Origin of the sequence: Nocardioides guangzhouensis, from assembly GCF_004519545.1 — a bacterium.
In the GTDB taxonomy this organism is placed as follows: Bacteria; Actinomycetota; Actinomycetes; order Propionibacteriales; family Nocardioidaceae; genus Nocardioides; species Nocardioides guangzhouensis.
On the sequence record NZ_SDKM01000035.1, the window covers coordinates 1 to 18154 of the forward strand.

Sequence of the window (18154 nt, forward strand, 5' to 3'; positions counted from 1 at the left end):
CGGGGTCGGGGAAGTAGATCAGCTGACGCTGTAGCGCCCACAGCATCGCAATCACCGTCCCAGCGAGCAGCAGCACCACGACGAGGCCACGCCTGAGCCTCCTGCCATGGGGCCTGATCATTCCTCATGCTCGCCCCGGCGTTCCTGCACTGCAAGGGAGGAGGGCCCCGCAGGCTCGCAGCGAAACCGCGGTCCGCACGCGGCGAACTGATTCGCCGTCGAGCGGTACCCGGCCGCCGCCAGCCTCGATTCGTAGCCGCTCCACGACGGTGGTTGGATCAGGTTCGTGGCTGGCTCTGCCGGCGCAGTCGGTACCACATCGGAGAGGTCTTGTTCATGGGCCAGCCCAGGCCCCTGGTGTCTGCTGGCTCAACCGTCATGAGCTCCCATTGCGGGAACGCGTCTTCGACCTCTGCTGGTGAGACCCCGCCGACCAGGGATCGGAGACGGGAGGGTCCGAAGGCGAGCATGAGCAGCGTGGCGCCTTGGTTGCCCAGAGCGGTCACGCCTTCTCCTTCGGCCAGCCGCTGCTCGGCATCGAGGCCTTGAAAGCATCCGATGTCCAGGAAGAAGTCGAACGTTCCGAGTCCGGCGGCCGGAAGGCTGGTCACGTCCCCGACCACGTAGGTGAGGTTGTCGGTGCCGTGGCTCCGTGCGGCCTCGATGGCTCGTGGAACGTAGTCGATCCCCACCGATTCCCAGCCTCGCCTGGCCAGTTCGGGCGTGTACTGGCCCCGCCCGCAGCCGAGGTCGAGCGCGCGGCCGAGCGGACGCTCTCGTTCCGCGCTCTCGCGATCGAACAGCGCTGCGATGCTTGCTGCAGCCGATCGTCCGTAGCGCTCCCACGGCGTGAACCCGAGGCGGTACATCCCCCCGTAGATCCCCATCGGCTGACCTCCTCACCCTCATCGAAACAGAGAGCAGGGCGCCGTGGAACTGGGGCGTCCGTCTACTCGATCTGACCTGCGGCTTCCTCGATCAACGAACACCCGGCCGAGGAACCTCCAGGGTCCGTCGTGCCCATCCGCTACGCAGAGGTGGTGGCGGTCGATCGAATCGTGTGGGGGGTTGTCCCTGTCCAGCTCCTGAAGGCTCGGTAGAACGAGTTGGTGTCGTCGTACGCAAGGAGATAGGCGATCTCGGACGTACGGAGGTCCCCGCGGGTCAGGTAGTGCCGGGCCAGGTCCTCACGGGTGCTGGCGAGGAGGGTCTGGAACGAGGTTCCTTCCTGGCTGAGCTGGCGTTGGAGGGTTCGTGCGCTGGTGGCGAGGTGGGTGGTGACACCGCCGATGGAGGGGTCGCCGCCCGGCAGCGTCTCGAGGAGGGCGGCCCGTACTCGGTCGGCCACCGTGGCGGACGCCTCGAGGTCGGACAGGCGTCGGCGGAGGTCGGGGGCGAAGACGCGCCACATCTGGTCGTTCTCGGTCAGGAACGGCCGGTGCGCATCGGCATCCGTGAATGTGACCGAGTAGCCGTCGGCCGTGCGCAGGCGCGTGCCGAGGTAGGCCTGAATGGCATCCCGGTGAGGTCCCGGACGGCCGATCTGGACCCGGGAGGGCCGGACCGCTTCGCGGGTGGCGATGCGGGCCAGGGCGGTCCAGAAGACGAGCTCGGTGGTCGCCAGCAACACCGGCGGGGTCGCGCCCGCCGGCCAGGCGAAGCTGATGGTGAGACCGTCGGTGGTGTCGAGGTCCAGACGAAGCGGCCCGATGAGCGGCTTGTGGGCAGCCAGGCGTTGCGCCGCGGTGGCCAGGTCCGGGCTGCACAGGGCGGCGAAGAGTGGTGGCGAGAACATCTCGACCGAGATCGCCTTGCCGATCTCGACTGCCAACGGACGCTCGCCCCCCTCGGCGTCGAGGGCTTCCCAGAAGCGGTAGTACTCGGCGGTGGACAGCGTGACCGGCCCGCGGGCGAACAGGTCAGCCGGTAGCCCGGCGCGGCGCAGCACCCGTGCCGGCGAGATCCGGAGGTCGCGCAGCAGTGCCTGGATGCTCGGCTCCAGGTCGAAGCGGTCCCCTGCCATGGAGAACAGGGTAGCCATGACCGGGCGCGTGGCGGCTTGCGAGATCCGCCAAACAGGATGCCGATCGCGCCGCAGGATGCGTGGCGCGAAGGGCAGGTGCATTGGCGTCATGCGTCAGTCCGCGGCAGGCGCCAAGTGCCTAGCGTGGAGGAGGACCTTGATCCCCGAAGACCACGTGGCGAACGCCGAACGAGAGGAACCACCATGTCCGAGCGCACCACCGACCCGACAACCGCCGCAACCCGCTCCACGAGCAGCGCCAAGAACCAGAACGTCGCCCTGGTCACCGGCGCCTCCTCCGGGATCGGCGAAGCCACCGCCCTGGAACTCGCGAACGTCGGCTACACCGTGTACGCCGCCGCCCGCCGCGTCGAACGCATGGCCCACCTGACCTCGTCGGGCATCCGTCCGATCGCCATGGACGTCACCGACGACGCTTCCATGCGGGCCGGTGTCGACCGGATCATCGGAGAGACGGGGCGCGTCGACGTCCTGGTCAACAACGCCGGCTACGGCTCCTACGGCGCCCTGGAGGACGTCCCGATGGACGAGGCCCGTCACCAGTTCGAGGTCAACGTCTTCGGCGCCGCGCGCCTGACCCAGCTCGTGCTCCCGCACATGCGAACCCAGCGTGCCGGGAAGATCGTCAACATCACCTCGATGGGCGGCAAGATCTACACCCCGCTCGGCGCTTGGTACCACGCCACCAAGTTCGCCCTGGAAGCGATCAGCGACTGTCTCCGAATGGAGGTCAAGCCGTTCGGTATCGACGTCATCGTGATCGAGCCCGGCGGCATCAAGAGCGAGTGGGCAGGTATCGCTGCCGACAAGGTCCGCGCCGTTTCCTCCGAGGGCCCATACGCGCCCCAGGGCAATGCCGTCGCCGACTCGTTGTCCTCCGAGTCGACGCAGAGGCGCTCCTCGCCGCCGCAGCTGATCGCACGCACCATCACCAGAGCCGTCCACGCCGGCAAGCCCAGGACCCGCTACGCCGTCGGGTTCGGAGCCAAGCCGATGATCTTCCTTCACGACGTGCTCCCCGACCGCACCTTCGACGCCATGATGCGCCGGGTGACCGGCGTGCCGTCGACCTGACCCACTCCGCCGCTGCACAGGGATCCTGGACGATGTCGGCGACGTGACCAGGTTCCTCGACCGCAACCGGTTCGCCACAACCGCACACAGCACAGGGGGCAGGTGATCATGGGGATCGGGCCCGGGCTTTGTGATGCTGCCGCTAGAGGGGTGAGTGCACGAAGGGCAGGAACTTGTTGAGCAGGTCGAGCTTGTCGTCGAGCCAGCCGAGCAGGCTCAGGTTGTTGCTGATGGAGGCGGGTGGCGAGCTGATCAGGGTGTCGCCGCGGATGAGCCGGTCGAAGTCGATGCGCACCGGTGTGTTGCGGGCCTGGCCGTTGCGGTCGTTGAAGGTGACGCCGGCCACCTCCATCACCTTGATGACCTCCTGGGCGAGGATGCCGTAGCCGATCGTCGTCGGGTGGACTCCGTCGAGGGAGAACAGGCCACCGGCGGTGCGCCCGTCGGGCCCGGAGCGGAAGAACCGGGTGCTCGGTTCGGGGTCCAGAGCCCGCAGGGCGGGTGGGAGCTCGTAGGGGGTCCACCAGTCGGGCCTGGCCCACGGGCTCTCGATGTAGCGGCGGGTTGCCAGCCGGTCCAGGGTCGAGCCCATGTCGAACAGATACCAGTCGAGGCCGTCGGTGCGGGCGGCCGTGACCGAGTCGATCATCGTCTGGTTGTAGGCATCGATGGCCGAGTCGATGGCGCGGGCCTCGTCCTCGGTGATGTGCGGGTCGCGTTTGGGGTTGAAGTCCTCGTCCGCGATCCAGGGCCGGGTGTAGTACGGGAAGTACCGAGACGTCGGCTTGACCTTGGTGTAGGTGCCGCGCGCGACCGGGGCGATGGTGACCGAGGGGACGGTCGCGATGATGATGTGCTGCGCGGTGACCTTGCGCAGCTTTGCCTCGAGGTCGGACCAGTCGGCGGCGAACGCGCTTGGTCGCCACAGGTTGCGGCCGGCGCGGGCCGCCAGGCGCTTGGTGGGGGAGAGGGCGTCGTACCCCTCTGGGGTCCAGGCTGGCTTCAGGGTGACCACCGAGCCCAGCGCGTTGTTGGACCCGAGGACGACGACGAGCGTCTCGATGCCTTGTCGGGGTCCGCTCATCTCGGCCACGGCGTCCAGGACGGTTCGCCCGGTGGTGCCCTTGCGGGCCCGCTGGAGGACCGGCCAGGCGGCCCGGTCCTGGTGGTGCTCGACCAGCTGGGAGAACGGGTCGTCCCTGGTCGGGCCGGCCAGCCTGGTGGCGACCATGTCGGAGGTGAGCAGCTGTGGGTCGAGGAGGTCCCAGCCGTAGACGGCCATGTTGTGGAAGGGGGGACCGCCGCGCGGAGTGCGGGCGCCGGTCCCGCGTTCCCAGTAGTCCTCGATCTTGTCCATGTAGGACTGCAGCCAGAGGCCTGCGGTGACGATCTCCCAGAAGTCCAGCTTGGCGCCGAACCGCTTCTCGAACGACCTCGCCAGCCGTTCCAGGTTGAGTGGCAGGCCACCCGGCCCGTCGGGCTTCTCGTAGGTCGGGAAGGTGAACTGGTCTGCGCTCAGGCCCAGCTCGTAGGCGACGATGGCGGGCCACGACAGGTCGGTGCGGCTGACGGCGGCGCTCATGAAGCCGTGGGTCAGGGAGTCTCCGATGGTGACCAGCCGGTGCTTCGCGGCGCCGGCCTCGCCGGCTGGCACGTCGATCCCGAGGGTGGGGTCGGTGACTGGTTTGCGCGGGGTCGTGTTGATCGTGACCTCGTCGGGAATGTCTCGCGGGTTCGCCATGGGTCCGTCGCCTCTCTGAGCGCACCTGCCACGACGCACGGCCGCGTCGCCGCTCGCTCCTGGCAGCATCGCCGAGCCATCGTGACCGGAGCGCGACGAGGCGGCAGCAGCCGGGGGAGGGTCATCCACCTCGTAACAGGGTTGCGGTTGCCGCCGCCAGCAGTGGACTGAGAATGATGATGCCCGTCTGCAGCTCGCTGAGGAGGTCTGACTGGAGCCCGAGCTGACGCTCGACCTGGTCGCGCTGCTCGAGCTCCTGTCGAAGGACGTTGGCCTCTGGCGCCGTGAGCGGCGCCAGTGCGTTCACCAGGGCGCGACCCTGCTGGCGCAAGGACGTTCGCGGTATCTGATACCCCATCGCAACCAACGTGCTGCCGAACCCGCCGTACACCAGGAGCACCTGCACGGACTGGAGGCCTTGCCAACCGCCGTGAGCGAGCATCGAGGCCCCGAGGGCGAACGTCGTGAGTGCTACCAGCGATCCCAGTGCGCTGAGCAACTGGGAGGAGAGCGCCCGAAGCTCGAGGTACGCGCGCACCTGCTCCGGCAGCGCGTCCGACTGGCTGCTGATCAGCGCCGCTCTGATGCCGAGCATCCCGGTGAGCGCCGGAGCGCTCCCGATGATGGCGAGAATCGTCAGGCCGACGCCTCGCAACGTGCCGATCGAGGGATCGATCGCAAAGACCAGGGCCGTGGCAGTCGAGGCGACGACTGCGGCCAGCGCGGTTCTCCGGCGAAGCGGCTGCCACGAGATTGGCTGGATGGTGCTGATCGCGTCCCAGCTGCGCCGTCCGAGGATGAACACGAGGCCGGAGGCGGCACCGAGGCTGACCGCAAGAATGCCCCAGACCACGAAGGGAGTGTCGTCGAGCGACCGATGCTGATCGGCGAAGGCCCACAGCCACAGGGCACCCGCGGCCATGGCGAACCCGGCAACGACCGCAAGGGACCATCGGGTGTCGCGGTGCCGTGCCACAGTACGGTTGGCCTGGGGTCGCCCGCCACGCGCGTGGACTTGGGGCAGGCGTCCCACTGCGCGCCCACCGGTTTCGCGGTCACGGCTCACCCTGACAGCATCGCGCGTCAACGTGCACAGGTCACCTTGCTCCTGACCGCCGACCTAGGTTCGTGCGTAGTAGCGGCGTCGAGTGGATCGCTGGCCCGGCTTGTAGTAGTCGTCGGTCCAGGAGGGGTTCGGCACGAGGTTCTCGGGTCGCCAGTCGGAGAGGTCCCAGATCTCCCGCTTGATCAGCGTCTCGCGGAATGCGTAGTGGGCGAACAGTCGCAGGTACTCGGTGAAGTAGATGTCGGCCACGCGTTTGTCTCCTGCGATGACCAGCATGTTCTCGTGGTTCTTGGTCGTAGAGGCATCGCTGAAGTTGGCGGAGCCCGTGATCACCACCGGATGGTCACCGAGTGGGTCGATCAGGGCGAACTTCGTGTGGATCCAGTAGACGTGGACCGGGTCGGTGATCTGCCGCAGCTCGTCGAGCCAGCGCTCCACCCCGGAGATCGGTTGCCTGCCACCGATCGCGATGACGACGTTCGGACGCCGGCGCATGGAGTTGATCCGCTTCCGCGCAGCGTCGACGACCGCCTTCGTGCCGTTGCCCTCGGTCTCCATCAGCGCCAGCCGGAGTACGTCGTCCTTCCGCTCGTAGAGCGTCGCGAACCGGTCGTTCATGCCGAAGGCGAACGTCATGAACAGCGCCTCCTGCGCGGCCCCGGTGAGCTCGGCGTACCAGTCGAGCGCCGCTGCGGTCGGTTGTGGGGAGAAGGTCAGCGTGATCGGTTGGGTGAGGGGGAGTGGTGGCTGCGGCGGTCGCAGGGCCAGGGCGGCGACGGCCTGCGTGTCAGGCGTGTGGGTGAGGTTCTGCTCGACCACGTCCCAGTAGTCACGGTACTGCTGTGCGATGGCCGGGTCGTCGACGGCGTGACCGAGGTTGAGATGCCCGAAGATGCCTTGCTCGGTGATGTTGGTCGATCCGGTCCACACGGCTTCGGGAGCTCCGTTCCTGGACAGCACGATGAACTTGTTGTGCATGATCGTGCCGCGGGTCCGGGCCTTGGCCAGGTCGCCGATCCCGGCGTCATCGATCGCCTCGCGGTTCCTGACCCCGGGCTTGGTGGCCCCCGGGATCGCGTCATAGAGGACTGTGACCTTGGCCGTCGCCTTCGCAGCATTCCCGAAGGCTTCGAGCACCGACGGCCATCTGAACTCGTACATCGCGGCGTGCAGCTCGTACTCCGGCCCGTTGGCCCGCGCGATGAACGCCAGCAGTGCTTCCTCGAGACCGCGGGAGAGGAACTTGTACGCCGCCGCGCGCTGGGCCGGGTTCGTGAACGCGCTCGGCGGGGTGTTCAGGAAGTCGCGGGCGTAGGCCTGCGACGCGACCGACCCGCGATTGAAGTAGATCGAGTGAACCTTGCCCGTCTCCGACTCGGTGGTGATGGTGGCCTGGATGGGTGGCCCCTTGACCAGGTCGAGCGGCCCGGTGCCGGAGAGCGCGTGGACGAGGTAGGTGTACTTCCGGCCAGGCAGCACTCCGTAATCGGCCCACTGGAAGCTCTGGATCGGATGGTCGAGAGTCGACACCAAGCCGCCAGGACCCAGACCCGGATCGGTCAACGCAAACGTCTTCATCCCCCTCAACCAGAGCTTCTCATCGGTCGCCCGGTCGAGGCGTTGGATCGCGAACCCCATGCAGCTCGCGCGGCGCGTCTCGCTCAGGTCGAACGCGAGCAACACGACGCGTGTGCCCGCGACCACGTTGAGCGTGACACCGTTGCTTGCACTCCGGGTGCGCACCTCTCCACGGTAGACCTGCTTGGGAACCAGTCGGCCGAGGATCGTTGACCTAGTCCTCCGAACCCAGCAGCGGGCTGCTGCTGTTCACCAGCCACGCGGTCAACAATGCACCCGGGACACCGACCAACATGGTGGTCCCGAGGCTCACCCGAATGGCGCCGTACGCCATGAAAGCACTGCCGAGAAAGGCAACCACCGCACCGACTGTGAACAGCCGTCGCCAGATCCGCATCATGTTCTGGTACAGCACCCAGGCTGCCGAGCTCGGCGGTCGCTCGACCAGCCAACGGCGTTGGGGCTGCTTCTTCCTGGCACCGGCTGCGGTCTCTCCCCAGAACCTCTCGGGCATGAGCAGGGAGTCGTAGTAGAACATGGTGGCCAGGAAGAGCGCCCCGGCCACCAGGTAGCACAGGGCCCCTGCCTGCACGGCCCATCGCCGATCGCCCAGTCCATCGAACTGGCTACTGTCGAACAGCACCCCCAGCACCAGGGGCAGGCCGAGCGTGACCACGCCTGCCAGCGTCTTCGCGACGTCCATCTTGCGCCCGACCTTCGCGCGCACCGCGTCGGCGGCGGCACTGTCGTCGTAGCTGATGGCCCAGGCGACCCAAGCGCGTGCACGCTTGCGTGGCCCACCGTCGTCGACCGCCACGCACACGATGCCTGACCGGTCGATCGGTGTGCTCGGCCGTGGCCGCAGCCGGAGTCGCTCTTCCCACCCGGGTTCGCGGGAGAGCAGCGCGTCGCAGATGCGGCCCAAGGCCGGTTGATGACCCACCAGCAGTACGGCGTTGCCGTTCGCTTCCGACGCCGCCTTCGTCCAGTTCTCGGCCGCCCTCGTCACGTCCTCCGAGCTCTGGTCCTGGGATGGCATCAGGTCGGGTGACGGCGCGACCTTGATCGTCTGTCCATCCTCGGTTCGGATGATGGCTCCCTCGTCGCCGTCGTGGAGGCCGACCTCGTGGCCGATCCCCTTCGCGAGCTTCTCCAGGGTGTGCCGAGACTCCGGGGTGTCGGCGTACGCGGCCCGATGGATCCTGATGGGGGTACGGCCCGGAGGGTTCTCCCGAGCGAGCTCCTCTCTCAGGCGGCTCGCAACCCCATCGATCGGGTAGTCGTCCGGCGACTCCTTGTTGACTGGTGTCAGGACGCCGGAGCGGTGGCTTCCATGGCGGCACAACAGGACGTACCTCGTCACATTCACAGTGGACCAGACGGCATCGGATCGCGCGAGCGGACTGCGCGTCGGCTGACCCCGTGCAGGCCGGACAGGCAGCAGCCTGCTCGCGGCGGTACGACACGGATCGTCGACTGGCCAACGGGCATGTGCGGAGGTTTCGGCAGGGTGCGGGTCGGCGTCTGCGGTCACCGACGGGTAGGCCGGACCAGCTCGGTCCATGACATCTGCAGACAACGCTGGACCACCCAACCCTCTGCTCGTCACGAGCGTTTACTAGGGATGAGGGGGCAGCAGGTGGAGGAGAGATGGACGCGGACGACGGGTTCGACGAGTTCGTGTCGGCGCGCTGGTCGCGGCTGTACCGGACGGCGTACCTGCTCTGCGCCGAGGACCCTGCTGCTGCCGAGGACCTGTTGCAGGGCGCGATGGAGAAGACGTTCGCGCGCTGGCCACGGGTCAGCCGGATGGAGGCACCCGAGGCCTACGTCCGCAAGCTGATGGTGAACGCGATGATCTCCGGGTGGCGGCGTCGCGGCAGTCGGCTGGAGTGGCTGCGCGACGTTCTGCCGGAGCGTCCCACCCCGTCGGAGGAGACCGGTGTGATCGACCACGCCCTGCTGTGGCCGCTGGTCTGCGCGCTGCCGGAGCGGCAGCGCGCGGTGGTGGTCCTGCGCTACTACGAGGACCTCACGGAGCGCGAGACCGCGGAGGTTCTCGGCTGCGCGGTGGGCACGGTGAAGTCGCAGCTGCACGACGCGGTGGGTTCACTTCGGCGCGGCCTGAGCGGGGCACGGGTGGGTGAGGTGGTGGAGCGATGAGCCTGGACCGTGAGCTGCAGACCATGCTGACCGAGCGGGCCGAGCTGGCCGACGCGCCAGCCCCGGATCTGCGCGCCCTGCGCGTCGGTGGGAGGGTGATTCGCCGGCGAGACCGCCGCACCACCCTGGTCGCCGCGGTTGCCGCGGTTGTCACTGTCGTCGCGGTCGTCGCGGGGGGCGTGGCAGCGTGGCACGCACAGACCGTCGGCGGGTCCGAGGGGGTCACCAACGACCCGGACCGCACGGAGCCGGGTTCGGCACCCTACGTGAGCCCGCCGCTCTACTTCCTCGACCTCATCACCGGAGCCCTCACGCCGGCCAAGGGCTTCTCGACCAACGCGGACTACGCCTTCTCCCCCGACCGGTCGCGGGTCGCGTGCACCGGGCAATGCTTCGGGAAGACAGGACCGCTCGTCGTGGCCGACGTCGACGGCAGCGACCCGGTCCGGCTCCACGTGCCATCGGCCGAGGACCGCACGCAGAACACCTTCGTCGCGGAGCCTGCCGGCCTCACCTGGTCCCCGGACGGAACCAAGCTCCTCTACACCGTCGGGCGGACCCCGTACCCCAACCTTCCGGACCTGATCCTCCACGACGTCGCCCGTGACGAGGCCACCGTTCTCGTCGACTTCGGGCCGCGCGATTGGGCGGACACCGGCCTGGGCGGCTTCGACTTCAGCCCCGACGGCAGCACGGTCCTGTACTCGCGGCCACGGATGCCCGCCCCGTGCATCGACCTGAACCAGGAGTTTCCCTGCGCCGAGCGCACCGACTTCGACCTCTGGACGGTTCCGAGCGGCGGCGGCGAGCCGACGATGGTCCTCCGGAATGCAGGTCTGCCGAGGTATCTCGCGGACGGACAGGAGATCGCGTTCGTCGAGGTAGGGACGAACCACGTGAACGGAGGATCGATCTCGGTCGTCGCCGACGGATTCCGGCGGAAGCTGACCAGCACGCCCACGGACCTGTGGGCAATCAAGATGTCCCCGGACCGCTCCAGGTTCCTCTACCTGACTGCGCGGACCGGCATCTACGTGGTCGACGCCGCCACCGGCGGCACCTCACGTGTCTACGGCAACAGCGCAGCCTGGGTGGGCAACGACCGGCTCCTGGTCGGATGCACCCCCGGCGCCCCGGCGCCGGCCGAGGAACCGACGGTCGACGGCTGCTCCTGACGCCGGTGCCCCGCCGGCTCGCGGAGCGTCGATGTGTCCCTGCTCCGGCGTTCGACTTCCGTGCGTGGTCGTCGGGCGACGCCGGTCGCTTGGCGCGGACCGTGAGCAGTGCGGCTACGCCTCGGGCCCGTAGCTCGTGAACTCCGGCGCGCCCACGTAGTCGAGGGTGTGCACGGAGAGTCCGCCCGGTGTCGTCTGGTGGCTCACGAGCTTCAGGCCGGCCGGAGCTCCTTGGTCCGGGAACAGGCGCCGACCCTGGCCCACGACCACCGGCGCGACCACGAGGCGCAGCGTGTCGACGAGCCCGGCCGCCAGGAGGGACTGAGCCAGCCGGGCGCTGCCATGGATCTGCAGCTCCCGACCAGGCTGCCGCTTCAGGTCGGCGACCTGCATGGGTACGTCGCCGGAGAGGACCGTCGAGGGGTCCCAGCTGGCCCGGGTCGGGCTGTGGGACGCGACGTACTTCGGCAGGGAGTTCATGATGCCGCCGAAGGGATGGTCGGTCATCCGTGGCCAGTCGCGCGCGAAGCTCTGATAGGTGCGGCGACCCAGCAGCAGTCCGTCTGCCTCGGCGAGCCAGCTTCCGACGATTCCGAGGAACGCGTCGTCGACGTACGGCGCGAACCAGCCGCCGCGCGTGAACCCGTCGCTCGTGTCCTCGTCGGGAGCCCCCGGTCCCTGGGACACCCCGTCGAACGTGAGGAACTCCTGGACAACCAGCCTCATCACGCACCACTCTCTCGCCGCACCACGGCGTAGTCCTGCCCACGGTCCCGTCGCCAAATCTGCCGATCCCGGCGCCTTGGTGTCCAGCGTTCGTGACGTCGTCCTGCAGGTCCGGTGTCGGAGCTCGACCCCTTGTCCAGCGTCGCTGTGACGCCTGATCCCTCGGTGGTGAACCGGAGCAGGTCGGGATCGTCATGGACCCAAGTACCGCGCATCCGTGTGGAACGCACACGTGCCGAGGCGTCGGAAACACGCTACGGTCGTTGGCAGTCTGAGCGAGGGGATGTCGTGTCCCATCGCTGCCGATTGAGCGGACGTCGGTGGTCCTGGCGTGCGAATCGCGGCACGAGCGTGTGTTCAGGCCGATGGATCCGGCAGAGGCGCGCGCATCCAGGCCTCGATCCCGGACGCATCGATCGGCAGCGCTTCAGAGAGCACATCGGCTCCCGTGGCCGTCACCAGCACGTCGTCCTCCAGGCGCACTCCGAGGCCGCGCAGCTCAGGCGGGACCGCGAGGTCGCTTGCGTGGAAGTAGAGCCCGGGCTCCACGGTCATGACGACCCCGGGCTGCAGCTCGGCGCCCTGGTACGCGTCGTAGCTGGCGCGTGAGCAGTCGTGGACGTCGAGTCCGAGGTGGTGCCCGATTCCGCAGACCAGCCAACGGCGATGCTGCTGGCCTCGGGGCGAGAGCGCTTCGTCGACCGACACGGTCAGCAGGCCCCAGTCGAAGAGACCCTGCGCGATGACCTCCATGCAGGCTTCGAAGAAGTCGCCGTACCGGCGGCCCGGGCGGACGGCGGCGAGTCCGGCGCGGTGGGAGCGCTCGACCAGGTCGTGGACCCGACGCTGCACGTCGGTGAACCGGCCGGACGTCGGGAAGGTGCGGGTGACATCGGCGGTGTAGTGGGAGTCGGCCTCCACGCCCATGTCGAGCAGCAGGAGCTCGTCGGGGAGCACCGGCCCGTCGGCGCGTACCCAGTGCAACGTCGAGGCATGGTGCCCGGAGCCCACGATGGTGGCGTAGCCCGGACCGTTGCCGTAGGAGCGCGCGGCCCGGTCGAAGGTGCCCTGCAGCCACCGCTCGCCGCCCGAACGGATGGCCGTGGGAATCTCCAGCACCGTCTGTCGAAAGCCGAGCACGGTGGCGTCGACCGCCTGGCGCAGCTGCGCGATCTCCCAGCCGTCCTTGATCATGCGCAGCTCCGAGAGCACTCGCTCGAGGACGGCGGAGTCCTCGCGACGGTCGAGCGCGGGCGGGCGGTCACGATGACCGGTGACGAGGGCCTGTGGAACACCCCTCAGCGTGCTGTCGAGCTCCGCAAGGTCGCGTACGGGCAGGTCGAGCGCCTGCTCCCAGTCCGGCAGGCCCGGGGACGGCCCCACCCACAGCTCACCACGGACGACGTCGGCGTAGAAGCCCTCCTCCCCCGGGAGGAACGGAACCGGCAGGAAGAGCACGGCGTCGTGCCCGGCGCCGGTCGGCGTCATCACGAGGACGGCGTCCTCGGCGTTGCAGCCGGTCAGCCAGACGAAGTCACTGTGGGGGCGAAAGTCGTAGTAGCAGTCGTTGACCCGTGCCGGCGCGCGGCCGCCGGCCACGATGATGACCTGGCCGGGGAGCGCCTCGCTGAGACGAGCGCGGTGTGCCCCGCAGGCAGCCGCCGACCCCGGCACGTCCGGGGCGCGACGTTCCTGCTCGCCCCACTGGCCGGCGACGAACGCGGCGAAGCCCTCCGCGCCTCCCAGGCGCGGCATGCGCGGGTCCTCGTCCGCACCGCGCGGCATCGACGAAGCGGGCGCGACGCGTTGACGGTCGGCGATCTCGGTCACGGCGTTCTCCCCTCGGTCAGCGGGCTCACGGTAGAGCGCCATGCTCCTGCCCGACATCCTCGCCGGCAAGATCGGGCCGGGGGCGGTCTTCGACCAGACCGTCGACATCGACGGCGCGCCGCATCGTCAGGGCCGTCCCAGCCGTGCTGTGCTGACTGGGTGGCTTCCCGTCGGGCGATGACCGGCCCGGCGGGGCTACACCGTGTCGATGCGTGCGATCGGGGTGCCCTGGATGACCGTCTCCTCCTCGGCGACCAGGAGATGCACGACACCGCCGACCGGCGCCACCACCTCTGCCGACACCTTGTCGACCTGCACCTCGGCCAGCAGGTGATCGGGCGCCACCGTTGCCCCGTCGTCGACGAACCAGGTTGCCAGGACCCCCTCTGCGTCGAGTCTCTCCTGCGACAGCGGCGGGAAGAGGACGTCGGTCATGCGCGGACCGCGGTGTGGATCGCCTGCTCGATCCGTTGCTGGCGTGGCAGTACGGCGTACTCCAGGGCGTGCGCGTACGGAATCGGTACGTCGGGCACGGCCACGCGCTGCGCCGGGACCCGGAGCATCCCGGGGTCGGTCTCGGCGACAGTGGCGACGATCTCTCCCGAGACGCCGTAGGACAGGTAGTCCTCGTCGACCACGACGAGCCGACCGGTCTTGCCGACCGACTCCAGGAGAGTGTCGCGGTCCAGGGGCACCAGGCTACGAAGGTCGATGACCTCGACCTCGATGCCTTGTTCGGAGACCTTCTCGGCGACGTCGAGAGCGTGGTGCACGGACAGTGACAGGGTCGCCAGGGTCACGTCCGATCCCTCGCGGGCGACGCGCGCCTTGCCGATCGGCACGACGTACTCTCCCTCGGGCACCTCCCCGAGGGCGTGGGCGTTCTTCGCCATCCAGGCGAGCCCCATCACGCCCTTGTGGAAGACGTAGACGACCGGGTTGTCGTCGCGGATCGCCGCGGTCATGAGGCCCTTGGCGTCCGCCGGGGTGCTGGGTACCACGACCTTCATGCCGGGCAGGTGGGCGAACGTGCCCCAGAGGCACTGCGAGTGCTGTGCCCCGTCGGAGTACCCGCCTCCGGCCGCCATGGTGAGCACCATCGGCACCTGGACGCTGCCGCCGGACTCGAAGTGGATCTTCGCCATGTGGTTGTAGATCTGGTCCAGGCAGACGCCCATGAAGTCGGCGAACATCAGCTCCACGATCGGGCGCATGCCCTCGACGGCAGCCCCGATGCCCAGACCGATGAAGGCGGTCTCCGAGATGGGGGTGTCGATGATGCGCTGCGGCCCGAAGCGCTCCAGCAGTCCGGTCGTCGACCCGAAGATGCCGCCGTACGCCCCGACGTCCTCACCCATGTAGAAGACCGACGGGTCGTGCTCCATCTCCTGCTCGATCGCCTCGACCATGGCCCTGGACGTGGTCAACCGCCGCTCGGTGCGGCTCTCGGTGATGGTCACGTCATCCTCCTCACGCGAACACGTAGGACGTCGCCGACGCGGGGTCGGGCGTTGGACTCTGCTTGGCGAGCTCGATCGCCTGCTCGACGCGGCTGCCGGCCGCCTCCTTGATGCGGGCAACCCCGGCGTCGTCGAGTGCGCCGTCGGCACGCAGGCTCTGCTCGTACGCCGGGATCGGGTCGCGCGCCGCGGCCTCGGCGAGATCGGTGCGGTAGCCCTGCGCATCACCCTCGAAGTGGCCCCAGAGCCGGACGGTGTGCACCTCGAGGAGTGACGGGCCCTGGCCTGCGCGCGCTCGCGCAACGGCGCGGTTCGCCGCGTCGTACACCGCCTCGACGTCGTTCTCCACTCGCTCGCCGGGAATCCCGTAGGCCGAGGCCCGGGCGGCGTTCGAGGTGATCGCCGTGGACGCGGACCGTGGCACCGAGATGGCCCAGTCGTTGTCCTCGACGACGAAGACCACCGGCAGCGACCAGCGGGCGGCCAGGTTGAGTGATTCGTGGAAGGCGCCCTGGTTGGCGGCCCCCTCGCCGGTCACGGCAACCGCGATCCGGTCCGTGCCCCGGCGCTGGAAGGCGAACGCCTGGCCGAGTGCCGGCGGGTAGCCCTCGGCAATGATCCCGGAGCACGAGAAGTGGGTGGCCGGGTCGAAGAGATGCATGTGGCCGCCCCGGCCGCGACCCAGTCCGGTCTCCCGGCCGAAGATCTCCGCGGTCATCTTGCCGAGGTCCACCCCGTGCGCCACCGCGAAGTGATGGGGGCGATGCGTAGCCGTGACCGCGTCGTCGGACGTCAGGTGTGCGCACACGCCAGCGGCCACCGGCTCCTGGCCGGCCGACAGGTGCATCTCACCGGGGACGAGCCCCTTGCCGATGTCGAAGCCCGGGCCCTTGTCGGCGTGATACTCCCGCAGGATCGCCTCCTCGTAGGCACGGGAGAGCACCATCGTCTCGTACAGCCCGACGCGGACGCTCACGTCCAGGTCGGGGGTCTCGCCGGCTTGCCGAGCCGGCGGGGCGGGGGTCTGTGCCTGTTCCCTGGCGTAGGCGGGTGTCGTCATGCCGACCTCCGATGCAGCGTGGACTATCCGCCAACATAGGCACGCCCCGGCCGTCGTGAACAGGACCATTGGTCCCCTCCCCGCGGGTGCTTTCTGCGGCGGCGTCGCGGCACCCGGTCTCGCCCCTCGCCGGGTGCTTCCACGTACGGTGGGCTCGTGCTCGACCCCACGTACGCCGGTCTGGTCGCCGAACGATTCGGGCTGGGAGAGGACGCTCGTCTGCACGGTCCCGTCGCCTTCGGGCGGCTCGGTGAGATCTGGCAGCTGGACTCTGGGCGCGGCCGCTTCGCGGTGAAGCACGCGCACGTCGCGGTCTCGGTCGAGGACGCCGAGGTCGACGCGGCGTACCAGGACGTGGTGCGTTCGGCCGGGGTACCCATGCCCGCCGTCGTACGTGCCGTCGACGGCACCGTGCTCGCGGGCGTCGGCGACGCTCACGTGCGGGTCTACGAGTGGGTCGACGTGCTGCCCGCAGACCGGCGGCTGGATCCCGGCGAGCTCGGACGAGTGCTGGCGTCGATCCACGCGGCCGCGGTGCCCACCGACGATCCCGTCGACGGATGGTACGTCGACCCGGTCGGCGCCGAGACGTGGCTGGGGCTCCTGGAGCGCCTGAGACGGGCCGAGGCCCCCTTCGTCGAACGTCTCGTGGCCGTGCTCCCCGACGTCCTGGAGGCAGAGAGCATCCTCACCCCGCCGCGCCGGGTCCAGCTCTGTCACCGCGACCTGTGGGCGGACAACGTGCGGCGTACGCCGGGAGGTGGTCTGGTCACGCTGGACTGGGAGAACAGTGGCCCGGGCGACGTGAACGGCGAGCTCGGCTGCGCGCTCTTCGAGTACGGGCTGGGTGAGCACGACCGGATGCGGACCCTGTACGCCGCCTACGTCGACGCCGGCGGCCCCGGCCGCCTGTCCGGACGAGGAGATCTGACCATGCTCGTGGCCCAGCTCGGCCACATCGCCCGGGTCGGCTGCGAACGCTGGCTGACGTCGTCCACCGACCAGGAACGGGCAGGGAACGCCGACTGGGTGACGGAGTTCCTCGACGAACCGGTCACCGTCGAGGCTGTCGACCGGATCCTCCGCGCGGTCAACGGCTGAACACGGCCCGGTCGTGTCGTCCGGTCGGCGGCGGCTCCGAGCCCTACATTGATGGGCATGGCTGACATCCTCCTGGGGCTCCTGGCGATCGTCGCCGGGGCTGCCATGCTCGTCGCGGGCCAGTTCGTGCTGCGGCTCGTGATCCCCGTCTGGGGCTTCTTCGCCGGGTTCGCCTTCGGTGCCGGTCTCGTCGCCGAGCTCGCGGACGAGCGGTTCCTCGGGACTCTGCTCGGCTGGGCGCTGGGCCTGGTCTTCGCCCTGATCTTCGCGGTCCTCGCCTATCTCTACTACTACGTCGCCGTCACTCTCGCGATGGGGGCGTTCGGCTTCGCGATCGGCTCGGGTCTGGTCGTCGCGCTCGGGATCGACTGGAACTGGGTGGCGGTGCTGGTGGGCCTGGTCATCGGTGTGCTCCTGGGCCTCGTGTCGATCTTCGCCAACATGCCGATGATCGTGCTCGTCGTCTTCAGCTCCATCGCCGGAGCCGTCGGCGTGGTCGGCGGGTTGATGCTGCTGGTGGGCTCGCTGAACTCTGCCGACTTCACCCGGGGCGACTTCACCGACACCGTCGAGAACGGCTGGGTCTGGTCGCTGCTGGTGGTGGTGCTGGCCTTCGCGGGTATCTTCATCCAGGCCCGGCAGAGAGTCCTGATGCGCCGTTCGGTCCAGGAAGTCTGGTACGCCGAGAGCAGCTGACCCCGGGCGACCGCGGGTCGGTGGTCGACGCCCCGGCGAGGGCACCGGGAACGTCAGCGGCCGCGGCGCCCGCGCCGGCTCAGCGAACGGCCCACTGCTGGAGCTCCCGGGCGTGGTCGACGTAGTACTGCGCCATCAGCGCCCTGCGGTACGCGACGTGCTCGTCGATGTCGAGGACCCTGGCGCTGACGACGCGCTGCGTGGCCGGTCCGGCGACGGAGTCGGGTCGCTTCGCGCTGGCGGCGGTGGGGGCGGTGACGGTCAGCGCAGCTGCGACGGCAGTGGCCGTGGCGAGGATGGCCGTGGTGTGCCGGGTGTTGGTGGTGTTCATGACGGTTCCTCTCGGGGCTGTCCGGATCTGTGGGGCTGGTGGCCCCGGCTTGCGTCTCCGTTGTGGCATCCGCCGGTATCGCTGTGGTGCGGGTCCGGTATCGCCGCGG

Annotated in this window: 18 protein-coding genes; 6 read left to right on the plus strand and 12 right to left on the minus strand. The window is 69.1% G+C overall.

Going from position 1 to position 18154, the window contains the following annotated elements; all coding sequences use genetic code 11:
- Nucleotides 1-278: 278 nt before the first annotated feature.
- A complete protein-coding gene (locus EKO23_RS19510; protein WP_217702711.1) occupies nucleotides 279-887 on the minus strand; it encodes a class I SAM-dependent methyltransferase in 609 nt (202 codons plus the stop codon).
- Nucleotides 888-1027: 140 nt separating this feature from the next.
- Nucleotides 1028-2023, minus strand: coding sequence for an AraC family transcriptional regulator (locus tag EKO23_RS19515; RefSeq protein ID WP_134719818.1), 996 nt, complete (start codon nucleotides 2021-2023; stop codon nucleotides 1028-1030).
- Between the two features lie 57 nt (nucleotides 2024-2080).
- Here EKO23_RS19515 and EKO23_RS19520 point away from each other — a divergent pair, with 57 nt between their 5' ends.
- Nucleotides 2081-3118, plus strand: a complete 1038-nt coding sequence (locus EKO23_RS19520; protein WP_246051198.1) for an oxidoreductase — start codon at nucleotides 2081-2083, stop codon at nucleotides 3116-3118.
- 142 nt (nucleotides 3119-3260) lie between these two features.
- Here the strand turns inward: EKO23_RS19520 and EKO23_RS19525 are convergent, their stop codons facing one another.
- From EKO23_RS19525 to EKO23_RS19540, 4 genes are all read right to left on the minus strand, one after another.
- On the minus strand, nucleotides 3261-4859 hold the full coding sequence (locus EKO23_RS19525) for an SGNH/GDSL hydrolase family protein (protein WP_134719820.1): 1599 nt from the start codon (nucleotides 4857-4859) through the stop codon (nucleotides 3261-3263).
- Nucleotides 4860-4980: 121 nt separating this feature from the next.
- Nucleotides 4981-5925, minus strand: coding sequence for a hypothetical protein (locus EKO23_RS19530; RefSeq protein WP_134719822.1), 945 nt, complete (start codon nucleotides 5923-5925; stop codon nucleotides 4981-4983).
- 54 nt (nucleotides 5926-5979) lie between these two features.
- The gene (locus EKO23_RS19535) at nucleotides 5980-7404 is read right to left on the minus strand and encodes a phospholipase D-like domain-containing protein (RefSeq protein ID WP_167880560.1); all 1425 of its coding nucleotides are present in this window, start codon (nucleotides 7402-7404) and stop codon (nucleotides 5980-5982) included.
- A gap of 313 nt (nucleotides 7405-7717) precedes the next feature.
- Entirely contained in the window at nucleotides 7718-9037 is a 1320-nt protein-coding gene (locus tag EKO23_RS19540; protein ID WP_134719826.1) for a hypothetical protein, read from the minus strand.
- A gap of 116 nt (nucleotides 9038-9153) precedes the next feature.
- Here EKO23_RS19540 and EKO23_RS19545 point away from each other — a divergent pair, with 116 nt between their 5' ends.
- The gene (locus tag EKO23_RS19545) at nucleotides 9154-9666 is read left to right on the plus strand and encodes a SigE family RNA polymerase sigma factor (protein ID WP_134719828.1); all 513 of its coding nucleotides are present in this window, start codon (nucleotides 9154-9156) and stop codon (nucleotides 9664-9666) included.
- On the plus strand, nucleotides 9663-10841 hold the full coding sequence (locus EKO23_RS19550) for a TolB family protein (protein ID WP_134719830.1): 1179 nt from the start codon (nucleotides 9663-9665) through the stop codon (nucleotides 10839-10841). Before EKO23_RS19545 ends, EKO23_RS19550 begins: the two co-directional genes overlap by 4 nt.
- A 114-nt stretch (nucleotides 10842-10955) precedes the next feature.
- On the opposite strand, the gene EKO23_RS19555 is transcribed toward EKO23_RS19550, so the two are convergent.
- On the minus strand, nucleotides 10956-11567 hold the full coding sequence (locus EKO23_RS19555; protein ID WP_134719831.1) for a dihydrofolate reductase family protein: 612 nt from the start codon (nucleotides 11565-11567) through the stop codon (nucleotides 10956-10958).
- Between the two features lie 357 nt (nucleotides 11568-11924).
- Entirely contained in the window at nucleotides 11925-13397 is a 1473-nt protein-coding gene (locus EKO23_RS19560; RefSeq protein ID WP_246051199.1) for an aminopeptidase P family protein, read from the minus strand.
- A gap of 40 nt (nucleotides 13398-13437) precedes the next feature.
- Between EKO23_RS19560 and EKO23_RS25430 the strand changes: the two genes are divergently transcribed.
- Nucleotides 13438-13578: a hypothetical protein gene (locus EKO23_RS25430; RefSeq protein ID WP_167880561.1), complete on the plus strand. Its 141-nt coding sequence runs from the start codon at nucleotides 13438-13440 to the stop codon at nucleotides 13576-13578.
- A gap of 14 nt (nucleotides 13579-13592) precedes the next feature.
- Here EKO23_RS25430 and EKO23_RS19565 read toward each other — a convergent pair whose 3' ends face one another.
- From EKO23_RS19565 to EKO23_RS19575, 3 genes are read right to left on the minus strand one after another with little or no spacing between them, the layout of a single operon-like run.
- Entirely contained in the window at nucleotides 13593-13832 is a 240-nt protein-coding gene (locus EKO23_RS19565) for a lipoyl domain-containing protein (RefSeq protein ID WP_134719833.1), read from the minus strand.
- Nucleotides 13829-14857, minus strand: coding sequence for an alpha-ketoacid dehydrogenase subunit beta (locus EKO23_RS19570; protein WP_134719835.1), 1029 nt, complete (start codon nucleotides 14855-14857; stop codon nucleotides 13829-13831). Before EKO23_RS19570 ends, EKO23_RS19565 begins: the two co-directional genes overlap by 4 nt.
- Nucleotides 14858-14867: 10 nt before the next feature.
- Nucleotides 14868-15917, minus strand: a complete 1050-nt coding sequence (locus tag EKO23_RS19575) for a thiamine pyrophosphate-dependent dehydrogenase E1 component subunit alpha (RefSeq protein ID WP_217702713.1) — start codon at nucleotides 15915-15917, stop codon at nucleotides 14868-14870.
- A gap of 156 nt (nucleotides 15918-16073) precedes the next feature.
- Between EKO23_RS19575 and EKO23_RS19580 the strand changes: the two genes are divergently transcribed.
- On the plus strand, nucleotides 16074-17018 hold the full coding sequence (locus EKO23_RS19580; protein ID WP_167880562.1) for a phosphotransferase enzyme family protein: 945 nt from the start codon (nucleotides 16074-16076) through the stop codon (nucleotides 17016-17018).
- A gap of 57 nt (nucleotides 17019-17075) precedes the next feature.
- Nucleotides 17076-17714: a DUF4203 domain-containing protein gene (locus EKO23_RS19585; protein ID WP_134719839.1), complete on the plus strand. Its 639-nt coding sequence runs from the start codon at nucleotides 17076-17078 to the stop codon at nucleotides 17712-17714.
- Between the two features lie 79 nt (nucleotides 17715-17793).
- On the opposite strand, the gene EKO23_RS19590 is transcribed toward EKO23_RS19585, so the two are convergent.
- Nucleotides 17794-18045 carry a hypothetical protein gene (locus EKO23_RS19590; protein ID WP_134719841.1) on the minus strand — a complete coding sequence of 84 codons (252 nt, stop codon included), beginning with the start codon at nucleotides 18043-18045 and terminating at the stop codon, nucleotides 17794-17796.
- Nucleotides 18046-18154 lie beyond the last annotated feature (109 nt).

Bases quoted from the DNA above. Each gene is read 5' to 3' on its own strand.
- EKO23_RS19565 (WP_134719833.1), bottom strand. From the start codon at position 13,832: ATGACCGACGTCCTCTTCCCGCCGCTGTCGCAGGAGAGACTCGACGCA.
- EKO23_RS19520 (WP_246051198.1), top strand. From the start codon at position 2,081: ATGCCGATCGCGCCGCAGGATGCGTGGCGCGAAGGGCAGGTGCATTGG.
- EKO23_RS25430 (WP_167880561.1), top strand. From the start codon at position 13,438: ATGCTCCTGCCCGACATCCTCGCCGGCAAGATCGGGCCGGGGGCGGTC.
- EKO23_RS19515 (WP_134719818.1), bottom strand. From the start codon at position 2,023: ATGGCAGGGGACCGCTTCGACCTGGAGCCGAGCATCCAGGCACTGCTG.
- EKO23_RS19550 (WP_134719830.1), top strand. From the start codon at position 9,663: ATGAGCCTGGACCGTGAGCTGCAGACCATGCTGACCGAGCGGGCCGAG.
- EKO23_RS19545 (WP_134719828.1), top strand. From the start codon at position 9,154: ATGGACGCGGACGACGGGTTCGACGAGTTCGTGTCGGCGCGCTGGTCG.
- EKO23_RS19510 (WP_217702711.1), bottom strand. From the start codon at position 887: ATGGGGATCTACGGGGGGATGTACCGCCTCGGGTTCACGCCGTGGGAG.
- EKO23_RS19555 (WP_134719831.1), bottom strand. From the start codon at position 11,567: ATGAGGCTGGTTGTCCAGGAGTTCCTCACGTTCGACGGGGTGTCCCAG.
- EKO23_RS19585 (WP_134719839.1), top strand. From the start codon at position 17,076: ATGGCTGACATCCTCCTGGGGCTCCTGGCGATCGTCGCCGGGGCTGCC.
- EKO23_RS19525 (WP_134719820.1), bottom strand. From the start codon at position 4,859: ATGGCGAACCCGCGAGACATTCCCGACGAGGTCACGATCAACACGACC.
- EKO23_RS19575 (WP_217702713.1), bottom strand. From the start codon at position 15,917: ATGACGACACCCGCCTACGCCAGGGAACAGGCACAGACCCCCGCCCCG.
- EKO23_RS19590 (WP_134719841.1), bottom strand. From the start codon at position 18,045: ATGAACACCACCAACACCCGGCACACCACGGCCATCCTCGCCACGGCC.